This window comes from Hymenobacter glacieicola (assembly GCF_014640315.1).
GTDB classification, from domain to species: Bacteria; Bacteroidota; Bacteroidia; order Cytophagales; family Hymenobacteraceae; genus Hymenobacter; species Hymenobacter glacieicola.
Genome location: NZ_BMGS01000005.1, coordinates 208,446 through 228,546, shown reverse-complemented (window position 1 = coordinate 228,546; position 20,101 = coordinate 208,446). Strand labels below are relative to the sequence as shown.

16 protein-coding genes are annotated in these 20,101 nt (G+C 59.5%); 6 read left to right on the top strand and 10 right to left on the bottom strand.

Annotation, left to right across the window (positions count from 1 at the left end; translation table 11 throughout):
* Positions 1 to 112: 112 nt before the first annotated feature.
* Entirely contained in the window at positions 113 to 709 is a 597-nt protein-coding gene (locus IEW18_RS10965) for a 3'-5' exonuclease (protein WP_188557892.1), read from the bottom strand.
* A 176-nt stretch (positions 710 to 885) separates the two neighbouring features.
* Positions 886 to 1,527: a DUF1684 domain-containing protein gene (locus IEW18_RS10960; RefSeq protein WP_188557891.1), complete on the bottom strand. Its 642-nt coding sequence runs from the start codon at positions 1,525 to 1,527 to the stop codon at positions 886 to 888.
* A 110-nt stretch (positions 1,528 to 1,637) separates the two neighbouring features.
* On the opposite strand from IEW18_RS10960, the gene polA reads away from it, so the two are divergent.
* Entirely contained in the window at positions 1,638 to 4,535 is a 2,898-nt protein-coding gene (polA, locus tag IEW18_RS10955; RefSeq protein ID WP_188557890.1) for a DNA polymerase I, read from the top strand.
* Between the two features lie 76 nt (positions 4,536 to 4,611).
* Here polA and IEW18_RS10950 read toward each other — a convergent pair whose 3' ends face one another.
* Positions 4,612 to 5,100, bottom strand: coding sequence for a lipocalin family protein (locus IEW18_RS10950; RefSeq protein ID WP_188557889.1), 489 nt, complete (start codon positions 5,098 to 5,100; stop codon positions 4,612 to 4,614).
* A 227-nt stretch (positions 5,101 to 5,327) separates the two neighbouring features.
* On the opposite strand from IEW18_RS10950, the gene IEW18_RS10945 reads away from it, so the two are divergent.
* Positions 5,328 to 6,344 (top strand): YpdA family putative bacillithiol disulfide reductase, encoded by a 1,017-nt coding sequence (locus IEW18_RS10945; protein ID WP_188557888.1) that lies wholly within the window; start codon positions 5,328 to 5,330, stop codon positions 6,342 to 6,344.
* 73 nt (positions 6,345 to 6,417) lie between these two features.
* Here the strand turns inward: IEW18_RS10945 and IEW18_RS10940 are convergent, their stop codons facing one another.
* The 3 genes from IEW18_RS10940 to IEW18_RS10930 all read right to left on the bottom strand — a co-directional run bounded on the left by IEW18_RS10940 (position 6,418) and on the right by IEW18_RS10930 (position 10,030).
* The gene (locus tag IEW18_RS10940) at positions 6,418 to 7,743 is read right to left on the bottom strand and encodes an SGNH/GDSL hydrolase family protein (protein ID WP_188557887.1); all 1,326 of its coding nucleotides are present in this window, start codon (positions 7,741 to 7,743) and stop codon (positions 6,418 to 6,420) included.
* 21 nt (positions 7,744 to 7,764) lie between these two features.
* Positions 7,765 to 9,012, bottom strand: coding sequence for an OmpP1/FadL family transporter (locus tag IEW18_RS10935; RefSeq protein ID WP_188557886.1), 1,248 nt, complete (start codon positions 9,010 to 9,012; stop codon positions 7,765 to 7,767).
* Positions 9,013 to 9,217: 205 nt separating this feature from the next.
* Complete coding sequence (locus IEW18_RS10930; protein ID WP_188557885.1) at positions 9,218 to 10,030, bottom strand: cyanophycinase; 813 nt, start codon at positions 10,028 to 10,030, stop codon at positions 9,218 to 9,220.
* Between the two features lie 282 nt (positions 10,031 to 10,312).
* Between IEW18_RS10930 and mgtE the strand changes: the two genes are divergently transcribed.
* Both mgtE and IEW18_RS10920 read left to right on the top strand, forming a co-directional pair.
* Positions 10,313 to 11,698 carry a magnesium transporter gene (gene mgtE, locus IEW18_RS10925; RefSeq protein WP_188557884.1) on the top strand — a complete coding sequence of 462 codons (1,386 nt, stop codon included), beginning with the start codon at positions 10,313 to 10,315 and terminating at the stop codon, positions 11,696 to 11,698.
* A 21-nt stretch (positions 11,699 to 11,719) separates the two neighbouring features.
* Complete coding sequence (locus IEW18_RS10920) at positions 11,720 to 12,424, top strand: hypothetical protein (protein ID WP_188557883.1); 705 nt, start codon at positions 11,720 to 11,722, stop codon at positions 12,422 to 12,424.
* 7 nt (positions 12,425 to 12,431) lie between these two features.
* Here the strand turns inward: IEW18_RS10920 and IEW18_RS10915 are convergent, their stop codons facing one another.
* Genes IEW18_RS10915 through IEW18_RS10905 form a run of 3 tightly spaced genes read right to left on the bottom strand, consistent with a single transcriptional unit; the run spans position 12,432 to position 13,857 of the window.
* The gene (locus tag IEW18_RS10915; RefSeq protein ID WP_188557882.1) at positions 12,432 to 12,902 is read right to left on the bottom strand and encodes a hypothetical protein; all 471 of its coding nucleotides are present in this window, start codon (positions 12,900 to 12,902) and stop codon (positions 12,432 to 12,434) included.
* Positions 12,903 to 12,939: 37 nt separating this feature from the next.
* Positions 12,940 to 13,347: an alternative ribosome rescue aminoacyl-tRNA hydrolase ArfB gene (gene arfB, locus IEW18_RS10910; RefSeq protein ID WP_188557881.1), complete on the bottom strand. Its 408-nt coding sequence runs from the start codon at positions 13,345 to 13,347 to the stop codon at positions 12,940 to 12,942.
* 54 nt (positions 13,348 to 13,401) lie between these two features.
* Positions 13,402 to 13,857 carry a hypothetical protein gene (locus tag IEW18_RS10905; protein ID WP_188557880.1) on the bottom strand — a complete coding sequence of 152 codons (456 nt, stop codon included), beginning with the start codon at positions 13,855 to 13,857 and terminating at the stop codon, positions 13,402 to 13,404.
* A gap of 99 nt (positions 13,858 to 13,956) precedes the next feature.
* On the opposite strand from IEW18_RS10905, the gene IEW18_RS10900 reads away from it, so the two are divergent.
* Positions 13,957 to 16,014, top strand: a complete 2,058-nt coding sequence (locus tag IEW18_RS10900) for a M13 family metallopeptidase (RefSeq protein WP_188557879.1) — start codon at positions 13,957 to 13,959, stop codon at positions 16,012 to 16,014.
* Positions 16,015 to 16,234: 220 nt separating this feature from the next.
* A complete protein-coding gene (locus tag IEW18_RS10895; RefSeq protein WP_188557878.1) occupies positions 16,235 to 16,942 on the top strand; it encodes a head GIN domain-containing protein in 708 nt (235 codons plus the stop codon).
* A 93-nt stretch (positions 16,943 to 17,035) separates the two neighbouring features.
* Here IEW18_RS10895 and IEW18_RS10890 read toward each other — a convergent pair whose 3' ends face one another.
* Entirely contained in the window at positions 17,036 to 19,912 is a 2,877-nt protein-coding gene (locus IEW18_RS10890; protein WP_188557877.1) for a PA14 domain-containing protein, read from the bottom strand.
* Positions 19,913 to 20,101: the final 189 nt, after the last annotated feature.

Sequence of the window (20,101 nt, the reverse complement as noted above, 5' to 3'; positions counted from 1 at the left end):
TTATTCTCAGCACGAGGATAAGGGCTTGTTATATTATTAAGCTTTAGAAAAAGAGAGAAAGGATGGCGGCTTGCCTTCTTGCCAGGACAGAACAACTCATCAAGGCACTCAATCATTGAATCATTTTGTACACTGGTAACTCATAGAATGGGCGTAGCAGCTGCACCACGTCCAGGGCGTCGGCCAAGGCCTCGTGGGCCACGGTGTCGTCCTCGAAGCCGGCGCGGGCTTTGCAGATTTGCATGGTGGGCAGGCGGGTATCCTTGCGCCAGTTGAGGTAGAAAGCGGCCGGGTCCAGCATGGCCGGCTCCGCCCGCACCAGGGTGACATAGCCGGGTAACTCGCGCAGAAAACCCAGGTCAAAGGAGGCAATGTTCTTGCCGGCCATGGTCACGGTGACGCAGTCCTGTTTATCTGGCTTGAAGCCTTGGGTCAGCAGAAACTCCCGCAGCTGGGGTAGTAGCTCCTCCGGGGTGCACAGCTCGGGGTTGGGTTCCTTGCGGGCTAGTTCTTCCAGCAAACGAGCATTCAGGGCCAGCGCCCCAGCCGTGCCTACGTACTCCGGGTGGCGCACTACCCGCCGGAAGGCCGGCAGTTCCGCCAAGGGTAGCAGCTTCTTACTATCTTCTACCACGGCCGCCAGCTCCAGAATCTGGTGGCGCTGGGGCTTGCCGCCGGTGGTTTCCAGGTCGAGGGAGAGGTAGCGCATAGGCTAGGGTGTACGCGGCCAAGCGGTAGGGCGTTGAATTACATACTGCCCAGGCACACCGGGAACTATGCTAACGGCCACCTTATGCACTGCAGAACCTTCCAGTTACCGACCTAGCGCCAACTCCACTACCGGCGTGAAGCAGCTGGTGGGGCAATAGGCCAAGCGTCAGACAGTTAATGGTCGCTCATGACGCCCGCCTGAACGGCTATCTGCAGACGATTTTCGGCGGGCGGTACAGGACAAGAGTATTGCCCTCCATACGCACAGTAGGGATTGTAGGCCTGGTTGAAGTCCAGCACAATTTTCCCCTGCCGAATCTGGCCCCGTCGCAGGTCCAGGTAGCGGCCACCGCCGTAGCTGCCGTGCCCATTGGTGCGGTCAGTGAAGGGCACGAACAGGTAGTCGCGGTACTCCGGGTTGCGCTGCAGGTCCAGGCTCTGGTACACCACCAGCTGCTGCGGTTTGCCCTCGAAAGCGAAGTGCAGCACGCCATATTTGCGGTACTGGGGCCGGCGGGCGGTGCTGGTCACCATCTGGAAAGGCGCCCCCAACGAATCGGCTTCAAACCGAGCTTCTACGCAGGCTGCGTAGTTGACGGGGTAAAATGGCAGTCCCGTGAAGCTTTTCTGCGCTTCCGCCGGTAGCGGCGACTCCGCGGGGTTCCGGTACTCGGCGTTCAGCTTCTGCTGGAAGGCAAAGACCTGCTGGCTGTGCTCCGCCACAGACGGCCGCCCGGCCGGGGTAGTCGATTGGGCTGCTCCCATAGCAGCGCCCAGAGCCAGCGGAAGAGCCAGCAGCCAATGGGTAGTGTTCATGCCCGAAGATAATGCCCGTTGGCTAACCATTGGGGCCTCCACCTGAACATGACGCGCCCCTGCCCGTTTACATACTTCGCCCTGCCTACCGCTCGTATCTTCGCCCCACTATGACTCCTGACACTGCCGCCGCCCAGCCCCACAAGCTTTTCCTGCTCGACGCCTTTGCCCTGATTTACCGCGCCCACTTTGCCTTCAGCAAAAACCCGCGCGTCAACTCCAAGGGCCTGAACACCGGCGCCATTCTGGGTTTTACCAACACCCTGGTGGAAGTGCTCCAGAAGGAGAAGCCCACCCACATTGGGGTAGCTTTTGATGCCCAGAAAAAAACTTTCCGCCACGAGCAGTTTGCCGAGTATAAGGCCCAGCGCCAGGCCATGCCCGAGGACATCGGGCTGGCCATTCCTTACATCAAGAAAATCATTCAGGCCTTCAACATTCCCATTCTGATGGTGGATGGTTTCGAGGCCGATGACGTAATTGGCACCCTGGCTCAGCGCGCCGAGCAGCAGGGCTTCGGGGAGGTGTTTATGATGACGCCCGACAAGGACTACTGCCAGCTCGTGACGGACTGCGTCAAAATCTACCGGCCCGCCTTCATGGGCAATGCCGCCGAGGTGCTCGACGTAAAGCACGTGCTGGAACGCTTCGAAATTGAGCGGCCCGAGCAGGTTATCGACATTCTGGGTTTGCAGGGCGACGCCTCCGACAATATTCCGGGCATTCCGGGTATCGGGGAGAAAACGGCTAAAGCCCTGATTCAGAAGTATGGCTCGGTGGAAAACCTGATTGCCAACGTGCATGAGCTCAAGGGCAAGCAGCAGGAAAACGTGCGCACCTATGCCGAGCAGGGCCTGCTGAGCAAGGAGCTGGCCACTATTCACCTGGATGTACCCATTGAGTTTCACGAGGAAAATTTGCGCCTGGAGCAGCCCAACGTGGAGCAGCTGCGCCAACTGTTCGAGGAGCTGGAGTTCCGGCAGCTGGCGGCCCGGGTGCTGGGCGGGGGTAGCGCCGCCGGCACCGCGGCCACACCCGACCGGGCCAACCCCCGCGCCGGTTCGCGCCGCCCGCGCGTGGCCGAAGGGCAGGGCAGCCTGTTTGCTTCCTCGGCCGATGCGGCTGTAGGCATTGCCGCCGAAGAAGGCGAAACCGGCTCCTTCGGGGCGCCGGCCGGGCCGCGCCTGACGTTGCAGGACGTGCCCCACCAGTACCACCTCATCGACACGCCCGAGCTGCGCCAGAGCCTGCTCAAGTTCCTGCTCCAGCAAACCGAAGTCAGCTTCGACACCGAAACCACCGGCCTCGACACCATGACGGCCCGGCTGGTAGGCCTCTCCTTCTGCTGGCTGCCCGGTGAGGCCTATTACGTGCCCGTGCCCCACGACGACCAAGCCGCGGCCCAGGCTTTGGTGGATGAGTTCCGGCCGTTTTTCGATGCCGAGCATATTGTGAAGGTGGGGCAGAATATCAAGTACGACCTTACTATTCTGCGGCACTATGGCGTGCGGATGCGCGGCCGGCTTTTCGATACTATGCTGGCCCACTACCTGCTGGAGCCCGACATGCGCCACAACATGGATGTGCTGGCCGAAACCTACCTGCACTACACGCCCGTGAGCATTCTGGAGCTGATCGGCCCCAAAGGCAAAAACCAGAAAACCATGGCCGACCTACCCCCCGCCGAGGTGTCGGACTATGCTTGTGAGGATGCCGACGTGACCCTGCAACTCAAGCACGTGTTCGAGCCCCTGCTGAAGGAAGTGGGTTTGCTGGACTTGCTCAACGAGGTAGAAAACCCCTTGGTGCCCGTGCTGGCCGACATTGAGTACGAGGGCGTAAAGATTGACTCCTCGGCTATGGGCGAATACTCGGCTGAGCTGCAGGGCTATATTCAGGACATTGAAAAGCAGATTTTCTCAGAAGCCGGGCAGGAGTTTAACATTGGCTCCCCGAAGCAGTTGGGCGAAGTCTTGTTTGACAAAATGGGCCTGGGCGGCGGCAAAATCAAGAAAACCAAAACCGGCCAGTACGCCACCGGCGAAGAAATCCTGAGCCAGCTCGCGGCCGATGCCCCCATTGCCGGCCTGATTCTGGAACACCGCCAGCTTACCAAGCTCCGCTCCACCTACGTTGAGGCCCTACCCCAGCTGGTGTGCGAAGCCGACGGCCGCGTGCATACCTCCTTCAACCAGGCCGTAACCGCCACCGGCCGCCTCAGCTCTACCAACCCCAACCTCCAGAACATCCCGATCCGGACGGAAAAAGGCCGGGAAATCCGCAAGGCCTTCGTGCCGCGCGACGAGCAGCACGTACTGCTGGCCGCCGACTACTCCCAGGTGGAGCTGCGCATCATGGCCGACTTTTCGGGCGACCAGACCATGATTGAGGCCTTCCGCCAGGGTCTCGACATTCATACCAGCACCGCCAGCAAGGTATTTCACGTGCCCCTGGACCAGGTGGATGGGGAGATGCGCCGCAAGGCCAAGACCGTCAATTTTGGCATCATCTACGGCATTTCGGCCTTTGGGCTGGCCCAGCGCATCGGCATTTCCCGCAAGGAAGCCACCGACATTATCGAGACCTACTTCCAGGAGTTTTCGTCGGTGAAGCAGTTCATGGACGACAGCATCAACAAAGCCCGGGAGCTGGAGTACGCCACCACCCTGCTGGGCCGCCGCCGCTACCTGCGCGACATCAACTCGCGCAACGCTACCCTGCGCGGCTACACCGAGCGCAACGCCATTAACGCCCCCATCCAGGGCACCGCTGCCGACATCATCAAGAAGGCCATGATCAACATTCATGAGTGGCTGGTGCAGGAAAAGCTCGGCACCAAGATGATTCTACAGGTACACGACGAACTGGTATTTGACGCCGTGCAGGAGGAGGTTGAATTCATCACGCCTAAAATCAAGGAACTAATGTCCAACGCTCTGCTTCTACCCCACGGCGTGCCGCTGGAAGTAGAGGTTGGCACTGGCCGCAATTGGCTGCAGGCCCACTAAGCTGTTCCTCAGCACCAACAGCAAAAAGCGCCGTTCCCAACCGGGAACGGCGCTTTTTGCTGTTAATTGGGTTTGATTACTGCGCTGTAAAAGTCTGGCGGGTAACGATAGTGGGCGTGCCGCTGGCATCCGTCATTTTTACCACCAGCTTGGTTTCCGTCAGCTCTTCAATATCGCCTTTCTGCGTGCTCGACAGCAAGCCCGTGCCGAAGAAGCCCGCCTGATATACTACTTTTTTGTCGTTGTCGGACAGGGCCCAGACGCCCGTGGTGCTGGCTGGGTCAGAGGAACTGTAGCGGGTAGCACCTTCTTCTGAAACGAAGACGTTGTTGGCCTGAAACTTATAAATATTGTCTTTCTCGTACGATTCGTAATCATCGTAGGTATTAACCGGGGCGGCGGTGCCAGTAGCTTCAGTTTCAGCCGTGAGCTTCCAACTTTTAGCCATCAGCAGTTGACTGGCCGATTTACTCGGCGAGGGATTGTTTTCCTTGTCATCACTGCCGCAGCTTGCGAAGAAAGTGCTGGCGGCCAGCGACAAAGCCAAAAGAGAAATACGCTTCATAAATAACAGTAAAACGAGAATGGATTAGTTGATGTGAAGCAAAGATATAGTTTACCCTTAGTATACCCAATCTATGATTTGTCTGTAAACCTTGCTTCCAGCGCAGCGTCGGACCGTAACCATCGTAAGCAGTTGACGCTCAACTACGTCTTAGGGCCATTTTTAGGTTACAATTTTTCTACTGGACTGCTTAAAACTGAAAGCCACCTTTCTTGGTACTACATACCATGTCTGAAACAACTGCTTTTGACGTCGTCGTTATTGGGGCCGGACCGGTGGGGCTGGCCTGCGCCATTGAGGTGCAGCGGCGCGGGCTCACGGCCGCCGTGCTCGATAAGGGCGCACTGGTAAATTCCATTATTGGGTACCCTACCAACATGGAGTTTTTCTCCACCCCGGAGCTACTGGAAATTGGGGGCCACCCCTTCCCAACCAGCCATTACAAGCCCCTGCGGGAAGATGGTCTCGACTACTACCGGCGGGTAGCATTTGCTGAAAATCTGCACTTGCGCCTCTATGAGCGAGTAGTAGGGCTGGAAGGCGAGCCGGGACGCTACGAGGTAGTCACGGAGAAAGGCCGCATCAACTGCCGCTACGTTATTATTGCTACCGGCTTCTACGACGTGCCCAACTACCTGCACGTGCCCGGCGAAGACCTGCCCCACGTGACTCATTACTACAAGGAACCCTACGCCCACACCGGCCAGGATGTGGTAATAATCGGGGCTAAAAACTCCTCGGCTAAAGCGGCCTTGCAGTTGCTGCGGGCCGGAGCCCGCCCGGTAATGGTCGTGCGCGGCGAGGCCATTAGCGAGTCGGTGAAATACTGGATTCGGCCCGACCTGCTTAACCGCATCAAGGAAGGCCGCATCAAGGTCTACTTCAACGCCAGCGTGCAGCGCATTACGCCCGAGACAGTAGAAATCCAGACGCCGGAGGGCCCCCAGACGCTGCCCGCGTCTTATGTGTACGCCCTGACGGGCTACCACCCCGACTTCCGTTTTCTGGCCGCGCTCGGCATTACTTGCCAAACCGACGCGGCTCTAACTCCCACCCACGACGCCGACACCCTGGAAACCAACCGGCCGGGCGTGTACCTGGCCGGCACCGTGTGCGGGGGCCTAAACACCAGTCGCTGGTTTATCGAGAATGGCCGCTACCACGCCCAGGTTATTGCTGCGCGCTTAGCTGGTGAGGCCGCGCCCGAGCTGCCGGAAGTACTGCAGCCCGTCCAGTTTTCCTGATCCAACCGACCAAACACAAAAAAGCCCTTTCCTGAAACAGAAAAGGGCTTTTTTAGTGTTCTATTTTTGGAAATTACTGCGGGAAACGGACGCCGCGGTAGTCATTGGGGTTAACAGTAGGCACGCTGGCGTTGTACTTCGAGTTGATAGCCCGAATCATTTCGTTGGCAATTACAGCATAACCCCGGGGCGTGGGATGCACACCATCCAGCGAGAACAGGTTGCCGGAGATGAAGGAGGCAGTGTTCGTCACGCCGTTGGTGGTAATACCCGAAGTTGCTACCCGCGCGAAGAAGGCATTGGAATCGAAAATGGCCAAGCCTTTTTCGTTTGCTTTGTTCGTAATGGCGGTATTGAAGGCAGTAGTAGCGGTTCGCACGTTCGTCTGCTCCGTAGCGTCCAGTACAAACTGATTAGGCACTGGGTTCGACTGTCCTACGCCGGTACCCACTCCGGCGCCTACTGGGAACGGACTGCCTGTAGTGGCAGTTCCGATAACGGCTGAGGAAGGTAGCGTCAACAGATCAGCATCCGTAGCCAAGCGCACTACCTGCGCCCCAGCCGTACCGGTGGTCTGAATGTACACGTCCAAGGCAGGGTTAGCGGCCTTGAAGCGGGCCCGAATATCAGCCACACGCACCGTCGTGAAGAACGGAATGTTGGTCACATCTGGAATGGTGGCCACAATACCCTTCGCACCGTTGGTCGTCAGCACGTTGACAATGCGGTTGTTCTTCAGCGTGAACGTATCGGTGCGGGTGATAATACCACCTACCCCACCGGTAGTAGCATATCCCAGGATATCGTTATTACCCAGCCAATTAGAAAAGAAGGTGGCCGTAGCGGCCTCCGCTTTCACGCGCTGGAAGTAGGTTTGGGTAGCTGTAGTAGCGGGCGTAATACGCTCAAAGTAGGCGTTACCCTGGGTGCTGCCGTAGCCGGCGGTATGGATGTCAGACAGCCGGATGCCTGGCACCCCTAAGTTGTCTACCCGGCCCTCATAGCGAGTATACAGGGTGGGGTTTAGGCTGCGGACTGCCAAGTTGGTAGTTACGTTGGCCGTGGTAGGCGTACCAGCCGATGTGAAGCCTGTTAGGCTCAGGTAGCCCGAACCGTTGCGCTGGGCTTCCGTGAACAAAGGCTGATTGAACTCGCCCCCGCCGGCAGTGCGGAATTGGGTAGCCAGAATGTTGGGGTAAGAATTCACTTGCCCTTCCAAGTACAGACCACCGTCGGAGAAGCCCGCCGTAAGTGAGTTGCCCACAGCAATGTAGCGGGAGAAATCAGCGGAGCCCTTGTTGGGCTTGAAGTCATCTTCTAAATCAGGCTGGCAAGCGGTGATGCCCAGCCCGAGTAGCGCTGCCAGGGGCGTAAACTTGCGAAACAGAAACGTATTCATGGGTCAGAGAGCGAGTCGCGGTTAGAAAGCGTAGTTCAGGCCAATGCCCGGAATGACGATGTTGGTTTTGTAGGTACCAGCAATGCGGTCCGTGGTGGCATTGTTGATCAACTCATTTTGCGTTTGGGTGCGCTTCTGAATTCCCACGTACTGGGCCGACAGATCCACCCCAAACTTGCCGAAAGAGTAGGAAGCGCCCACCGTACCACTGATTCGGTCGTTATCGGGCGTTTCGGGAGTCACGAATCCATCCTGCACAGGCGTCTGGTCATAAGCGCCACCGGCACGCACCGTCAGGCCCTCGGTTAGCTTGTACTGCCCACCCAGGCGGAAGGTGAGGGCGTCTTGGTAGGCGCGCTTCGACTCACTAACGGTTGAGCCATTGACCTGCTGGTCAAAGTCGAAGCGCAGCACGCGGTACTTGCTCCACTGGGCCAGGCTGGCGTCAAAGCCAATCGTTAGCTTTTCATTAGGCATAATGCCCAGGCCAACGCTGGTGGTAGCAATCAGGGGTAGCGTAGCGTTGAACTTGGTAGCCTGAAAGCGCGAGCTGAACGAAGCCGGAATACCCGAGAAGGTGACATCGCCATCCTTTACGACGGCATCAATTTTCGAGCGGTAGTTGATACCCAGCGACAGTTTATCGGAGGGCTTGAAGAAGATGCCAGCGTTGAAGCCAAACTTCGTATCGGCTTTGCCATCCAGTTCAACGTGCCCGTAGGAGTCCGGCAGTGCAATGTCGCGCTGCAGGTTTACGGCTCCGTAAGCCAGTACTACTAAGCCGGCGCCCACACTAAGCTGATCCGTAATGGCGTAGCTAACGGTGGGCTGCACGAATACAGATTTCAGGTCAATGTCCGTCAGTGAGGTGCGGCCTTCCCACCCGTTGGCGTACTGCAGCTTGCTACCAAACGGCGTGTACACGGCAATACCCGCCCGGAACTTACCCTCGGCCGGACCAAAGCCCGCGTAGAAATTCAAAGGAGTGGTGTAGCTGTTGCGCAGCTCGCGCTGCTGGTTGCTGCCTTCCGCCACGAAAGCGTTGCGGGCCAGGGTCAGGTTTACACCTACCTGCACGCCACGGTCCTTTACCATGGCCAGCGCGCCGGGGTTGTAGAACATAGCGGCCTGATCCAGCGACAAGCCCACGCCTACGCCGCCCATACCATTGTTCTTCTGGCCAGCCAAGGTTACCTGGTAGCCACCCGCCGAAGCCGCCGTACCCGAAAGCAGCGCCCCTCCCGCGAGGAGTAGAGATTTTAGATTCATACGAAGAGATGAGTGAGAATTTGGGGGTTTATGGCCTAAATGTAGCGAGAAAAACGAAGTTTAGTCGGCACGCCGACTAAGTTTAAACTAGTCTTTTCACGCCTGTGGCTGCTTTTTCGCTGGCGCGGTAGTTACTCCCCGGCTGGCCCAGGCTGCGGCCGACCGGTTTTCTGGCAGAGCCGGGCAGTAAGTAGTTACTTACGTCTTAGCCAGCTACTACTTCGCGCGAGGCCAAATCCAGGTGTTGACCCGCTACCAGCAGATGCACCCGGAGGTTTTGTCCGCTTACGGGCTCACCGCGCCTCACTTGGCTCAGGTTGCTACCCTGTAGGTCGCGGCCGTCGACCACGGTCACTACCCCATCTCCGAAAACCTCCGCGTAGCGTCCGCCCCGGATGATAACGCCGGTTTCCTCAGCCAAGCCGACGCCCAGGCAGGTAGGATGCGTGAGCAGCGCATGGGCCAGGCGGCCAAAACGGCCCCGTTCGACAAAGTGCTGGTCAATGATGAGGTGGGCTATCAGGCCCAGGCCGGCACTGGTTTGCGTACCGCCCTTGCGCAGGGCGCGCCAGCCGTAGCCCTGCACCACCATATACTCGGGCATAACGGCCGCGCCAGCACTGGTACCGGCAATAATAAAGGTGGCTTCCTGCTGGTACCGCTCGCGCAACACGCCCAAGAACTCCGTTTCCTGCAAGAAATCCGTAATACGTTCCTGGTCGCCGCCGGTGAAGAAAACAAGGCCGGCCCGGCGCAACCGGCGTAGCGTGTCGGGGGCATCGGCGGGGTGCTGCTCACTGATGCGCAGGTGACGGGCACCGGTGCAGCCTAGTTCGCGCAGGGCCCGCTCGTAGGCCCGCCCCGAGCGGGTATCGTCGCGGGAGGCCGCCGTAATAATTTCAACCGGGGAGCCCACCTCCGGCAGCAGGTCGCGGAGCAGGGCCAGCATGGCATCGTCGTCGCCGCCGCCGAGGGCAACGAGCGTACCGAGAGGCGGAGCAGCGGAGAGGTGAGCCATAGGAAAGCAGGGAGAAGTAGGCTAAAAAGTAGACGGAAACCCGCAGCAAGGAACTGCCTAACGCCGGGCAAGGTTACGGTCGGGCTTGGCGGGTGCCGCTTTTCCGGGGCTGGGTAGGCGGCATAGCCCCCGCCGGATGCGCTGCGTACACGGCTGCAACCGCCCGCAGAAATATCCCTACCCGGCTACCAAGCGGGCCCGGAAAAGGCTACTTTTGCGCGCCGGTTCGGCCTTGTTCACCAATTCCCTCCTGCCTAGCGAAAAACACCCCTCTTGCAGTTCATGAATCAGCACCCGACTACCGACCACATCACGTCCCTGATTCAGGAGGGCGAGTTTTTCAAACTCAAGGAAGTACTCAAGCGGTTTGAGCCGCATGAGGTAGTAGAGCTGCTTGAACAGGAAGAAGAACGGGAGCAGCTCATTATTTTCCGCCTGCTACCGCTGAGCTTGGCCACTGAGGTGTTTGAATACCTCGACCTGGATATTCAGAAGCACTTTCTGGCCAACCTCTCCCAGGATAAAATAGCCGACATTCTTAACGAAATGTCGCCCGACGACCGGACGGCCCTGCTGGAGTTCCTGCCCGACGAGCTGGTGCGGGAGCTGATTCAGACCCTCTCGGAGCCGGAGCGGCGCGTAACGCTGGAGCTGCTGGGCTACCCCGAGTACTCGGTGGGCCGCCTGATGACGCCCGACTACATTGCTATTCGGGAAAGCTGGACGGTGCAGCAGGTGCTGGACTACATCCGCCGCCACGGCGGGCAGTCGGAGACGCTGAGCGTGATGTACGTGACTGACGAGCGGGGCGTGCTCATTGATGACATCCGCATTCGGGAGTTTCTGCTTTCCCCGCCCGAGCGGCGCGTGAGCGAGCTGATGGACCACCGCTTCGTGAAGCTTAACACGATGCAGGACCAGGAAGAAGCCATTGAAGTATTCCGTAAAAACGACCGAGTAGCCTTGCCCGTCGTCAACGATGAGGGCGTGCTGTTCGGCATTGTGACCATCGACGACATTCTGGATATCCGGGAGGAAGAGGACACCGAGGACATCCAGAAGCTGGGCGGCTCGGAGGCCCTGGATGAGCCCTACCTGGCTACCTCCATCTGGAGCATGGTGAAAAAGCGGGCGGGCTGGCTCGTGATTCTGCTCATCGGCGAAATGCTGACCACTTCGGCCATGCACCACTTCGAGGACGACTTGCAGAAAGCGGCCGTGCTGGGCTTGTTCATTCCCCTGATTATTTCGGCGGGCGGCAATGCCGGTTCCCAGGCTACCTCGCTGATTATCCGAGCCATGAGCCTGGGCGAGTTTACCCTCTCCGACTGGTGGCTGGTGCTGCGGCGCGAAATTATATCGGGTCTGCTGCTGGGCGGTATTCTGGGGGTAGTGGGGTCGTTGCGCATTGTGCTGTGGGCTACCACCATCGACCCCGGCTACTTCGGGCCGTACTGGCAGCTGATTGCCGTGACGGTGGGTTTCTCCCTGCTGGGCATTGTGCTATGGGGGGCGCTTTCGGGGGCCATGCTGCCCATGCTGCTCAAGCGCCTGGGCCTGGACCCGGCCACGGCCTCGGCCCCGTTCGTGGCGACGCTGGTGGACGTGACGGGCCTGATTATTTACTTTTCCGTGGCTACGTTCGTACTGAGTGGCACGCTGCTGTAAGCGCGGCTTTAAGCTGTTCCTATGCGCCTTTCTGCCTTCTGTGCTCTTGCTGGAACCGGGCTGCTGACCGGGTGCGCGGCCGTGGGGCGCCTTCCCGACCTGGAGCCCGGCGACTACCAGCTGTTTCGCACCAACGACCCCGCCCTGACCGCGGCCGCCGGCCCGGAGCGCGCCTTTTACGTGGAGCAGGCCCATGATTCGCTGACGTTTGTCTCGCAGCCGACTGCCGATGGGGCGCCGCGCCGCTTTAGCTACGGCCTGCGCCGGGGCCACCACGTCATCCTGCTCGACCGTAAGTTCGACCTCGACGTTTTCACGATTCCCTTCAAGGCCCGGCCGCCCCAGGGCCCGGTGCCGGTGCAGCTCAACACCAACTTCAACGCGGCCCTGTACTTTGGCCGCCGGCTCGATTTTTACCACGTGAACAGCCGGGCGTTGCTGGCGGGCCGGCAGGAGCCGCAAATCCGGACGGTGGGGCTGGGCTACGGCCTGTTCACGGGCCTGGGCTCTACCTTCATCAACCCCGATGTGACGGGCCAGCGCAGCCAGGTAGCCGAGTACGAAGGCTTTGTGGTGCACGCCGGGGCCGCCGCCATCTACGACGCCCGCATCTTTAACCTGGGCCTGGCCATTGGGGCCGACCAGCTGCTGGGCCCCGACGGCCGCTACTGGATTTACCAGCGCAAGCCCTGGTTTGGGGTGCTGTTCGGGCTGGATTTGAACTGAGGAGTGGTTACCCCTGGCGGTTGTGCTGGTACCACCGCCGAAAGCCAACGCGGGCGAATAGCAGGGCTCCGAGCATAGATGGCAGCCACCAAAAGCAGCATACCAAACCATTTTCTACCAGGGCATCTACCACTTGATTTGCGCGTGGCCGTACTGCCAGACCCAGGCCGGTCATTTCCACTATCATCAATCCGTATGCCCCGGTCACCCACCAGTCCAGGGCAGTTCGGTAGGGCCCGGGCCGCAGATCAGCCAGCTTCACCAGCGCCCAACGCACAATCAGGGGCAAGAGTAAAAACACGGCGGCTAGCGCAACCACTGCTACCCCACGCGCCAGAAATAATCCACCATAAAAGAGCACGAGGGCTACCAAGTAGCCCAGAGAAGGAAATATAAAACACAGTGGTATCAGAGCCAGCACCAGCAGGCCTAGCATCCAGGCCACTTTATACACTAGTATTCTTACTACTTTATACATAAGCCTTACTGGGTAGAATTACTACCTAAGTATATCCTTAAAAATCAACCCGGCCGCGGTTGGCTTTCTTGTCGCCGTGCTTTTTCTTGGATTCCAGGCGCTGGCGTACGGCACCTTTGCTAGGCTTGGTGGCTTTGCGCGCTTTGGGCTTGTGCAGGGCCTTTTGTAGGGTTTCGTAAAACTTGCGGAGGGCAATTTCCTTGTTGCGCAGCTGGCTGCGGTCTTCCTGGGCGGCAATGAGTAGTTCGCCTTCAGTAGTGAGTTTGGAGGCCAGCTTCTGCAGGAGGGTTTGCTTTTGCTCCTCAGTGAGCAGCTCAGAATCTGCCAGGCGGAAGCGCAGCTCCACCCGTGATTCTACTTTGTTTACGTTCTGGCCACCTGGGCCACTGCTGCGGCTGGTTTGAAACTGCAGTTCGGGCAGGAAAGCGTCGGCGGGAGGAAGCATGATAACCTATCGAGAATAAAGAAAAGCGGGCAGACACAGGAAGCTGCATACGGCTTACCCGACTTTATCGGCCGCAAAATGCAGCATTTTCCAGAGCAGCCAGCCGAGTACGCCCGCCCGAACGGTCCAGGCCAGGGTGCGGGGCCAGTTGGTGCGCACCAGCCCATCAATGGCCACGTAGTCGTAGCCCTGAGCCAGGCGATTATGGAATGGCACGCTGATAAAGAAGGTGGCTACCCAAGCCAGCACCACCAAGACTAGCTGCCACCACCGGGCCGCCCCCAAGTCGTGGCCCTGCCAGGCCAGGGCCAGGGCCAGCAGCAGTTCCAGCACCATAGGGGCCATAACCACCCAGCTGATGCGGCGGGAATGCTGCTGGTGAAAAGCCGGAAAGGTTTCCTGGTTAGCCTGCGCGAAACAGGGGTAGTGCGCCAGCTGTACCGTCCAGATGACGCCCGTGAGGTAGGTGGCCAGCAGAAAATTCAGCAGCAGGAGTTGGGGCAGATTCATGGGCAGGCAACGCAAAAGACGAACGGCAGTCTTTCACGCCTACGTGAACCGCCGGGTTCGCGCTACATTCGCCTACCATATCGTTCATTTCTGCTCTTTATGAACCTCTCCCTTTCCCTGCGTCCCTGGCTGCTGGCCGCCCCCTTGCTGGGGCTGGCGGTAACCGCCTGCCAGCCCGGCAGTAACTCCGCCGGCAACCAGCCCGACCTAATCCGGGCCAACATTGACACGACCGTGCGGCCCGGCGACGACTTTTACAATTACGCCAACGGCACCTGGTTTAAGCAGCACCCCATTCCGGCGTCGGAAAGCAACTGGGGCATTGGCAAGGAAGTGCAGAACGAGGTGTACGCCCGCCTGCGCAAGCTCAACGAGGAAGCCGCCAAAACCAAGGCCGCGCCCGGCTCGGTACAGCAGAAAATCGGCGACTTTTGGGCCACGGGCATGGACAGCGTGACCATCAACAAGCAAGGCATTGCGCCGCTGAAAGGCGAGCTGGACCGCATCCAGGCCATAAAGTCGGTGGCCGATGTGCAGGCCGTTATGGCCCACTTGCAGCCCCTGGGCGTGAACACCATTGTGGGTGGCTACGTGGGCCAGGATGCTAAGAACAGCGAGAAAATGGCCTTGCAGCTGTGGCAGTCGGGCCTGGGCCTGCCCAACCGCGACTATTACTTCAACAAGGACGCCCGCACCAAGAACATCCGCCAGGAGTACACGAACCACTTGGTCAAGATGTTTAGCCTGCTGGGCCAGGATGCGGCTACTGCCCAGGTCAGTGCCAAGCGGGTAGTGGAGCTGGAAACCAAGTTGGCCGGGGCTTCGCGCAAACTCGAAGCCCTGCGCGACCCCTACGCCAACTACAACAAAATGGCCGTTTCGGGCCTGGATAAGCTCACGCCCGGCCTGAGCTGGAAGCCCTGGCTAGCCCAAATGGAGCTAGGCAAGGCCGACACCGTCATCGTGGGTCAGCCGGAGTTCTACCGCGAAGCCGGCCGCCTGCTCCAGTCGGCCCCGCTCGACGACTGGAAAGCCTACCTGCAGTGGCAGTTGGTGCACGCCTTCGCCCCTACCCTGAGCCAGGACTTCGACAATGAAAACTTCCGCTTCTACGGTACCGTGCTGCAGGGCGCCAAGGAGCAGCGGGCCCGCTGGAAGCGCGTGCTCGATGCCGAAGAAAATGCCATTGGTGAGGCCCTGGGTCAGCTGTTCGTGCAGGAGTACTTCCCGCCCGCTACCAAGAAGCGCTACGAGGAGCTGACGGCCAACGTGGTGGCGTCCTTCCGGGAGCATATCAACGCCCTGGACTGGATGAGCGACTCCACCAAGCAAAAGGCCCTGGTGAAGCTCACCAAAATCACCCGCAAAGTGGGCTACCCCGAGAAGTGGAAGGACTACTCCAGCCTGCAGATTGACCGCAGCTCCTACGCCCAGAACGTGATGCGGGCCAACCAGTGGGCCTACCGCTACAACATTAATAAGCTGGGCAAGCCCGTAGACCGCACCGAGTGGGGCATGACCCCGCAGACCTACAACGCCTACTACAACCCCAGCAACAACGAAATTGTGCTGCCGGCCGCCATCTTTGCCATTCCCGGCCTGATTGACGCCAACGCCGACGATGCCATCATTTACGGCTATGCCGGGGCCAGCACCATCGGCCACGAGCTCACCCACGGCTTCGATGACGAAGGCAGCCAGTTTGATGACAAAGGCAACCTGCGCAACTGGTGGACCAAAAAAGACCGGCAGCTGTTCCAGCAGCGCGTCAATGGCATCGTGCGCCAGTTCAACGGTTACACCGTGCTCGACTCCCTGCACATCAATGGCAAGGCCACGGCCGGTGAAAACATTGCCGATTTGGGCGGCATCGTCATTGCCCTGGATGCTTTCAAGAAGACAGAGCAGTACAAAAAAGGCGAGAAGATTAACGGCCTCACACCCGTGCAGCGCTACTTCCTGGGCTACGCCTTGGGTTGGCAAACCCACCAGCGCGACGAGCGCCTGGCCCAATCCATCCTTACCGATGTGCACTCGCCGGCCCAGTTCCGCATCAACGGCCCCTTCGCCGATGTGCCCGAGTTTTACGAGGCCTTCAACGTGAAGCCCGGCGACAAGCTTTACCTGCCCGATTCGGCGCGGGTGAAAATCTGGTAGGCGGCCCGTAACTGCCTTGTGAAGAAAACGCCTTCTTGTGCTTTGTGCAGGAAGGCGTTTCTGCGTCTGGCTGCAGCCAGTCTCTCATTTTTCAGGAAGCTGTCTAGCGGTTCGGGTTCAGGTCTATATAGCTCAGGCACAATTCTTTTACCCTGCAGGCAACGGTTTAGCAGCCAGTAACATCTATTTCCTAGACGTCCAACTTCAACCCTACCTTGTTATGAAAAGCCTCCGTACTCTATTGCCTGGCCTGCTGGTAGCCCTGCTGCTGTTTTCGGCTTTCCGCTGGGCCGATACCCGCGAAACGCGCCCCGTGGGCGCTTTTACTTCCGTCGGGCTGGGGGGCTCGATGAAGGTAATCCTGCGCCAGGGTAGCCCCCAAAAGGTGGAAGTAACCGGCGACGCGGAGGACCTGGCGCACCTGGAAACTGTGGTGAGCAACGGGCGGCTACGCATTGGCACCAAGAAGGAGGGCTACTTCAGCTCCTACAGTTACAAAGGCAACGTGACGGTCTACGTGACCATGCCGACCATCAGGGGGCTGGCTGTAAGTGGTTCGGGCAACATCCAGGCCGCTGACCCCATCAAAGCCGATAACCTGGACCTGGCCGTGAGTGGCTCGGGCGGCATGCAGCTCAGCAACGTAACGGCCAGCAAAATCAGCTCCTCGCTGTCAGGTTCCGGCACCATTGAGGCGGCCGGCGTTGCTCCTGACCATGATATTAGCGTGAGTGGCTCCGGGGGCGTGAAAGCGGGCAAGCTGCAAAGCAAAACCTGCAGCGTAAGCATCAGCGGCTCCGGCGACTGCCGGGTGCAGGCCAGCCAGACGCTGTCGGCCAGCATTGTAGGCTCCGGCGACGTGTACGTGACCGGCAACCCCCAAGTGAAAAGCTCCGTGGTGGGCAGCGGCCGGGTTCATCGGGAATAGCCTTCGGTACTACCTACAACGCACAAGGTCCCGGCTGCAGCAGCCGGGACCTTGTGCGTTATAAGCAGGCAAGTTACCTGCCCTGGCAAAAACTTACTGGACTTGTATCCGCTGGGTCACGGTGCCCTGGGCCGAGGTTACGCGCACCACATACACTCCGGCGCGCAGCTGACGGGTAGAGAAAGTATGCTCCGTGGCGCTGGTAGCGGGCAGCTGGTGGCTGTACACCGTACGGCCGGTCAGGTCCAGGACTTGCAGCTGGGTAGCGGCGGCCGTGGCTTGCTCCAGGCGCACGGTGCAGGTACCGGTGGCCGTGGGGTTAGGGAACAGAGTGAGCTGCAGGCCGCTTGCCGCCGCGTTCCACTGCGTGCTTACTACCCCCGAGAGGTGGGCCGTGCCGTCCTTGTCCAGCTGGCGCAGGCGGTAATAGTTCTGCCCGGCAAACGGGGCGCGGTCAGTGAAGCTATAGACTTGGCGCTGCTGGGTAGTGCCCGCCGCGGCCACCCGGCCAATCGACTCGAATACCTGGCCGTTGGCCGAGCGCTCCACTACAAACGTGGCGCTGTTGAGTTCCTGCGCCGTTTCCCAGCTGGCTACTACCCCCATTTTGTTGGGCTGTACCCCGAAGCGAAGCAAGGTAACGGGCAGCGGCGCGTTGGAGAGCGTGGTGCAGAGGCTGCCCGCCGACACGAGTTGGCGCGGCACGTTGGCATCGGCACTTTCGTACTCCAGGCGCAGCACGTTGGGCCCCACGGCCTCGCCGTACAGAATCAGAATGTCATGTAGGCCGGCCGTGAGATTTACTACCCCCGATTTGGTAATGGCCTCGTGGATGCCGCTATTGCTAATAAGGGCCGTGCCCGTGGTGGGCGACGAAGCCAGGGCCGCGTTATCCAGCCAGAGGTAGGCGGCATCATCGGAGGTCAGATGCAGGGTGTAGGTACCGGTGGTGGGCACCAAAATCCGCCCCCGGAACCGGGCACTGAACCCATCAGGGTCCTGCTGCCCCGTAATTTCGCTCCAGCTCGCGGCGCTGCTGAAATCAATGGCCTGCGTGCGGTTGGTGCGCGTGGCAGCCGTGGAAGAGAAGAAGGTCAGATCATCATTGAAGTAGCCCGGGAAATATTCCACAAACAGGCCGGAAGTAGCCACGGCGCTGTTAGCATCTATGCCGGCGCAGCCTACCGGGGCGGCAGCCACTACCTGTACGGTAAGTACCTGGGCAAACACGGCCGTTCCGCCGGAGTTGCGGGCGGCCACGCTCACGGCGTAGCTGCCTTCGGCTACCCCCGCACTAACTGAAAGCTGGCCCGTAGCTGCATTAATAGTAATTCCGGCCGGCAAATCGGCCGCGTTGCTTATCAGATACTCCACCACGGCCGAGGCACTGGTGGCCGTAGGCGCTACGGAGGTGCCGCTGCGGCCAGTAGCCACGCGCAACGTCGCGGGCGAATAGGTAAGCGCTACCGCCAGGGGTAGCAGAGGCTGCACCGACGTGCAGAACAAGTTGCTGGGCACTACCATCCGGGCCAGGCCCAGGTCGGCGCTTTCGTATTCCAGCTGCAAGGTGTTGCCCACGCCTTTGTCGCCGTAGAGCAGGGCAAGGTTGTGCAGGCCCGCGCTGAGCTTCAAGGTAACGGCTACGGTTTTAGCGGAGTGAATTCCGCCGTTGTTGATGGTGGCGTTTGCCAGCACCAGCGGCGAGGCCAGGGCCGCGTTGTCGAGCCAGAGGTAGGCGGCGTCATCGGCGGTTAGGTAAAAGGTATAGGTGCCGGTTGCGGCCAGGTAAAGGCTACCCCGCTGGCGCAGGCTGAAGTTGTCGGGAGCCGTTTGGGAGCCGGTGGCCACGGGCAGCAGGTTACCGAAGCTGTCTTCCAGGGGGAAGTTTATTTGCGCGTCGGTGCGCACCAGGCCGGGGGTATGACCCGTAAAGAAAGCTGGATCATCATCAAAGAAGCCGCTGAAATACTCGGAGTACAGGCCGGCTGCGGCGGTCTGCCCGCCGGGGTCAGTGCCACCACAGCCCGTGGGCAGGGGTGCCGTAACGGTAAAGCGGAATACGTTGCGGAAGGTGCTGGTGCCGTTGGCATTGGTAACGGCCACGGCCACATCGTAGCTACCCTGGGGCACGCTGCTGCTAGCCGTCAGCACACCGGTAGCGCTATTGATGCTGATGCCCGCGGGTAGTGAGGCCGCGTTGGCAATGGCAAAACCCGTTGGGGCCGCGCCTCCCGCCTGTACCACGGGGGCTCCGGAACTCAGGGTAGTACCCGCCGGAAAGGCCCGGGCTGCCGGACTATAGCTAATGCTCTGAGGCACGGGAGGCACCGGCACCAGGCCCGTGCAAAGCACTGAGGAAGGCACTACCTGGCGCGCGATGCCGGGGCCTTCGTATTCCCACACCAGCACGTTTTCGCAGCAGTCGTCGCCGTAGAGAATCTGCACGTTGTGGCGGCCCGCCGGCAGCGTTATGGTAGCGGTGCGCGTCAGGGCCGGGCGGCTGCCCCGAATAGCAATCAGGGCCGCATCCGGATTAGGCGGAATAACGGTTGCCTCGTTGTCGAGCCAGAGGTAGGCCGCATCGTCGGAGGTAAGGTAGAAGGTGTAGCTACCGGCCGTAGGCAGGTCAATGCTACCCCGCAGCCGCAGGCTGTAGCGGTCCGGATCCTGGGCCGTGCCATCCGAAATAGGTCGCAGGTCGCCGAAACTGGCTGCAGTCGGGAAATTCACTTGGGCCTCTACCCGGCTCAAACCGGCCGGATTGGCATTATCGGAGAAAAACCCTGTGTCATCGGCAAAGTACCGGCTAAAGTACTCCGCGTACAAACCGGTAGTTGCTGGCCGCCCAGCGGGGTCAGAGCCGGAACAACTGCCAGATTGGGCCTGCGCATCACTAGCAGGCAGCCACCACAAACCAAACAACAGCACCGCTAACCAATAGTGCCTGCAGGAAGAGGAGAAGTATTTCATCTTGTTATGATTTAGTATAACTAAGCCAGTATTTTTCTACTACTAAAAGTAGATATAAAATAATTTATTGCAACATTTTGATTTTATATTGTATTAATTAGACAAGACTGTTTACATTATTCCAAGGATGCTGTATTGACATCGAAAAACTAAACAGCCCCGTTGCCTCAGAATATCAACTTTTTATCT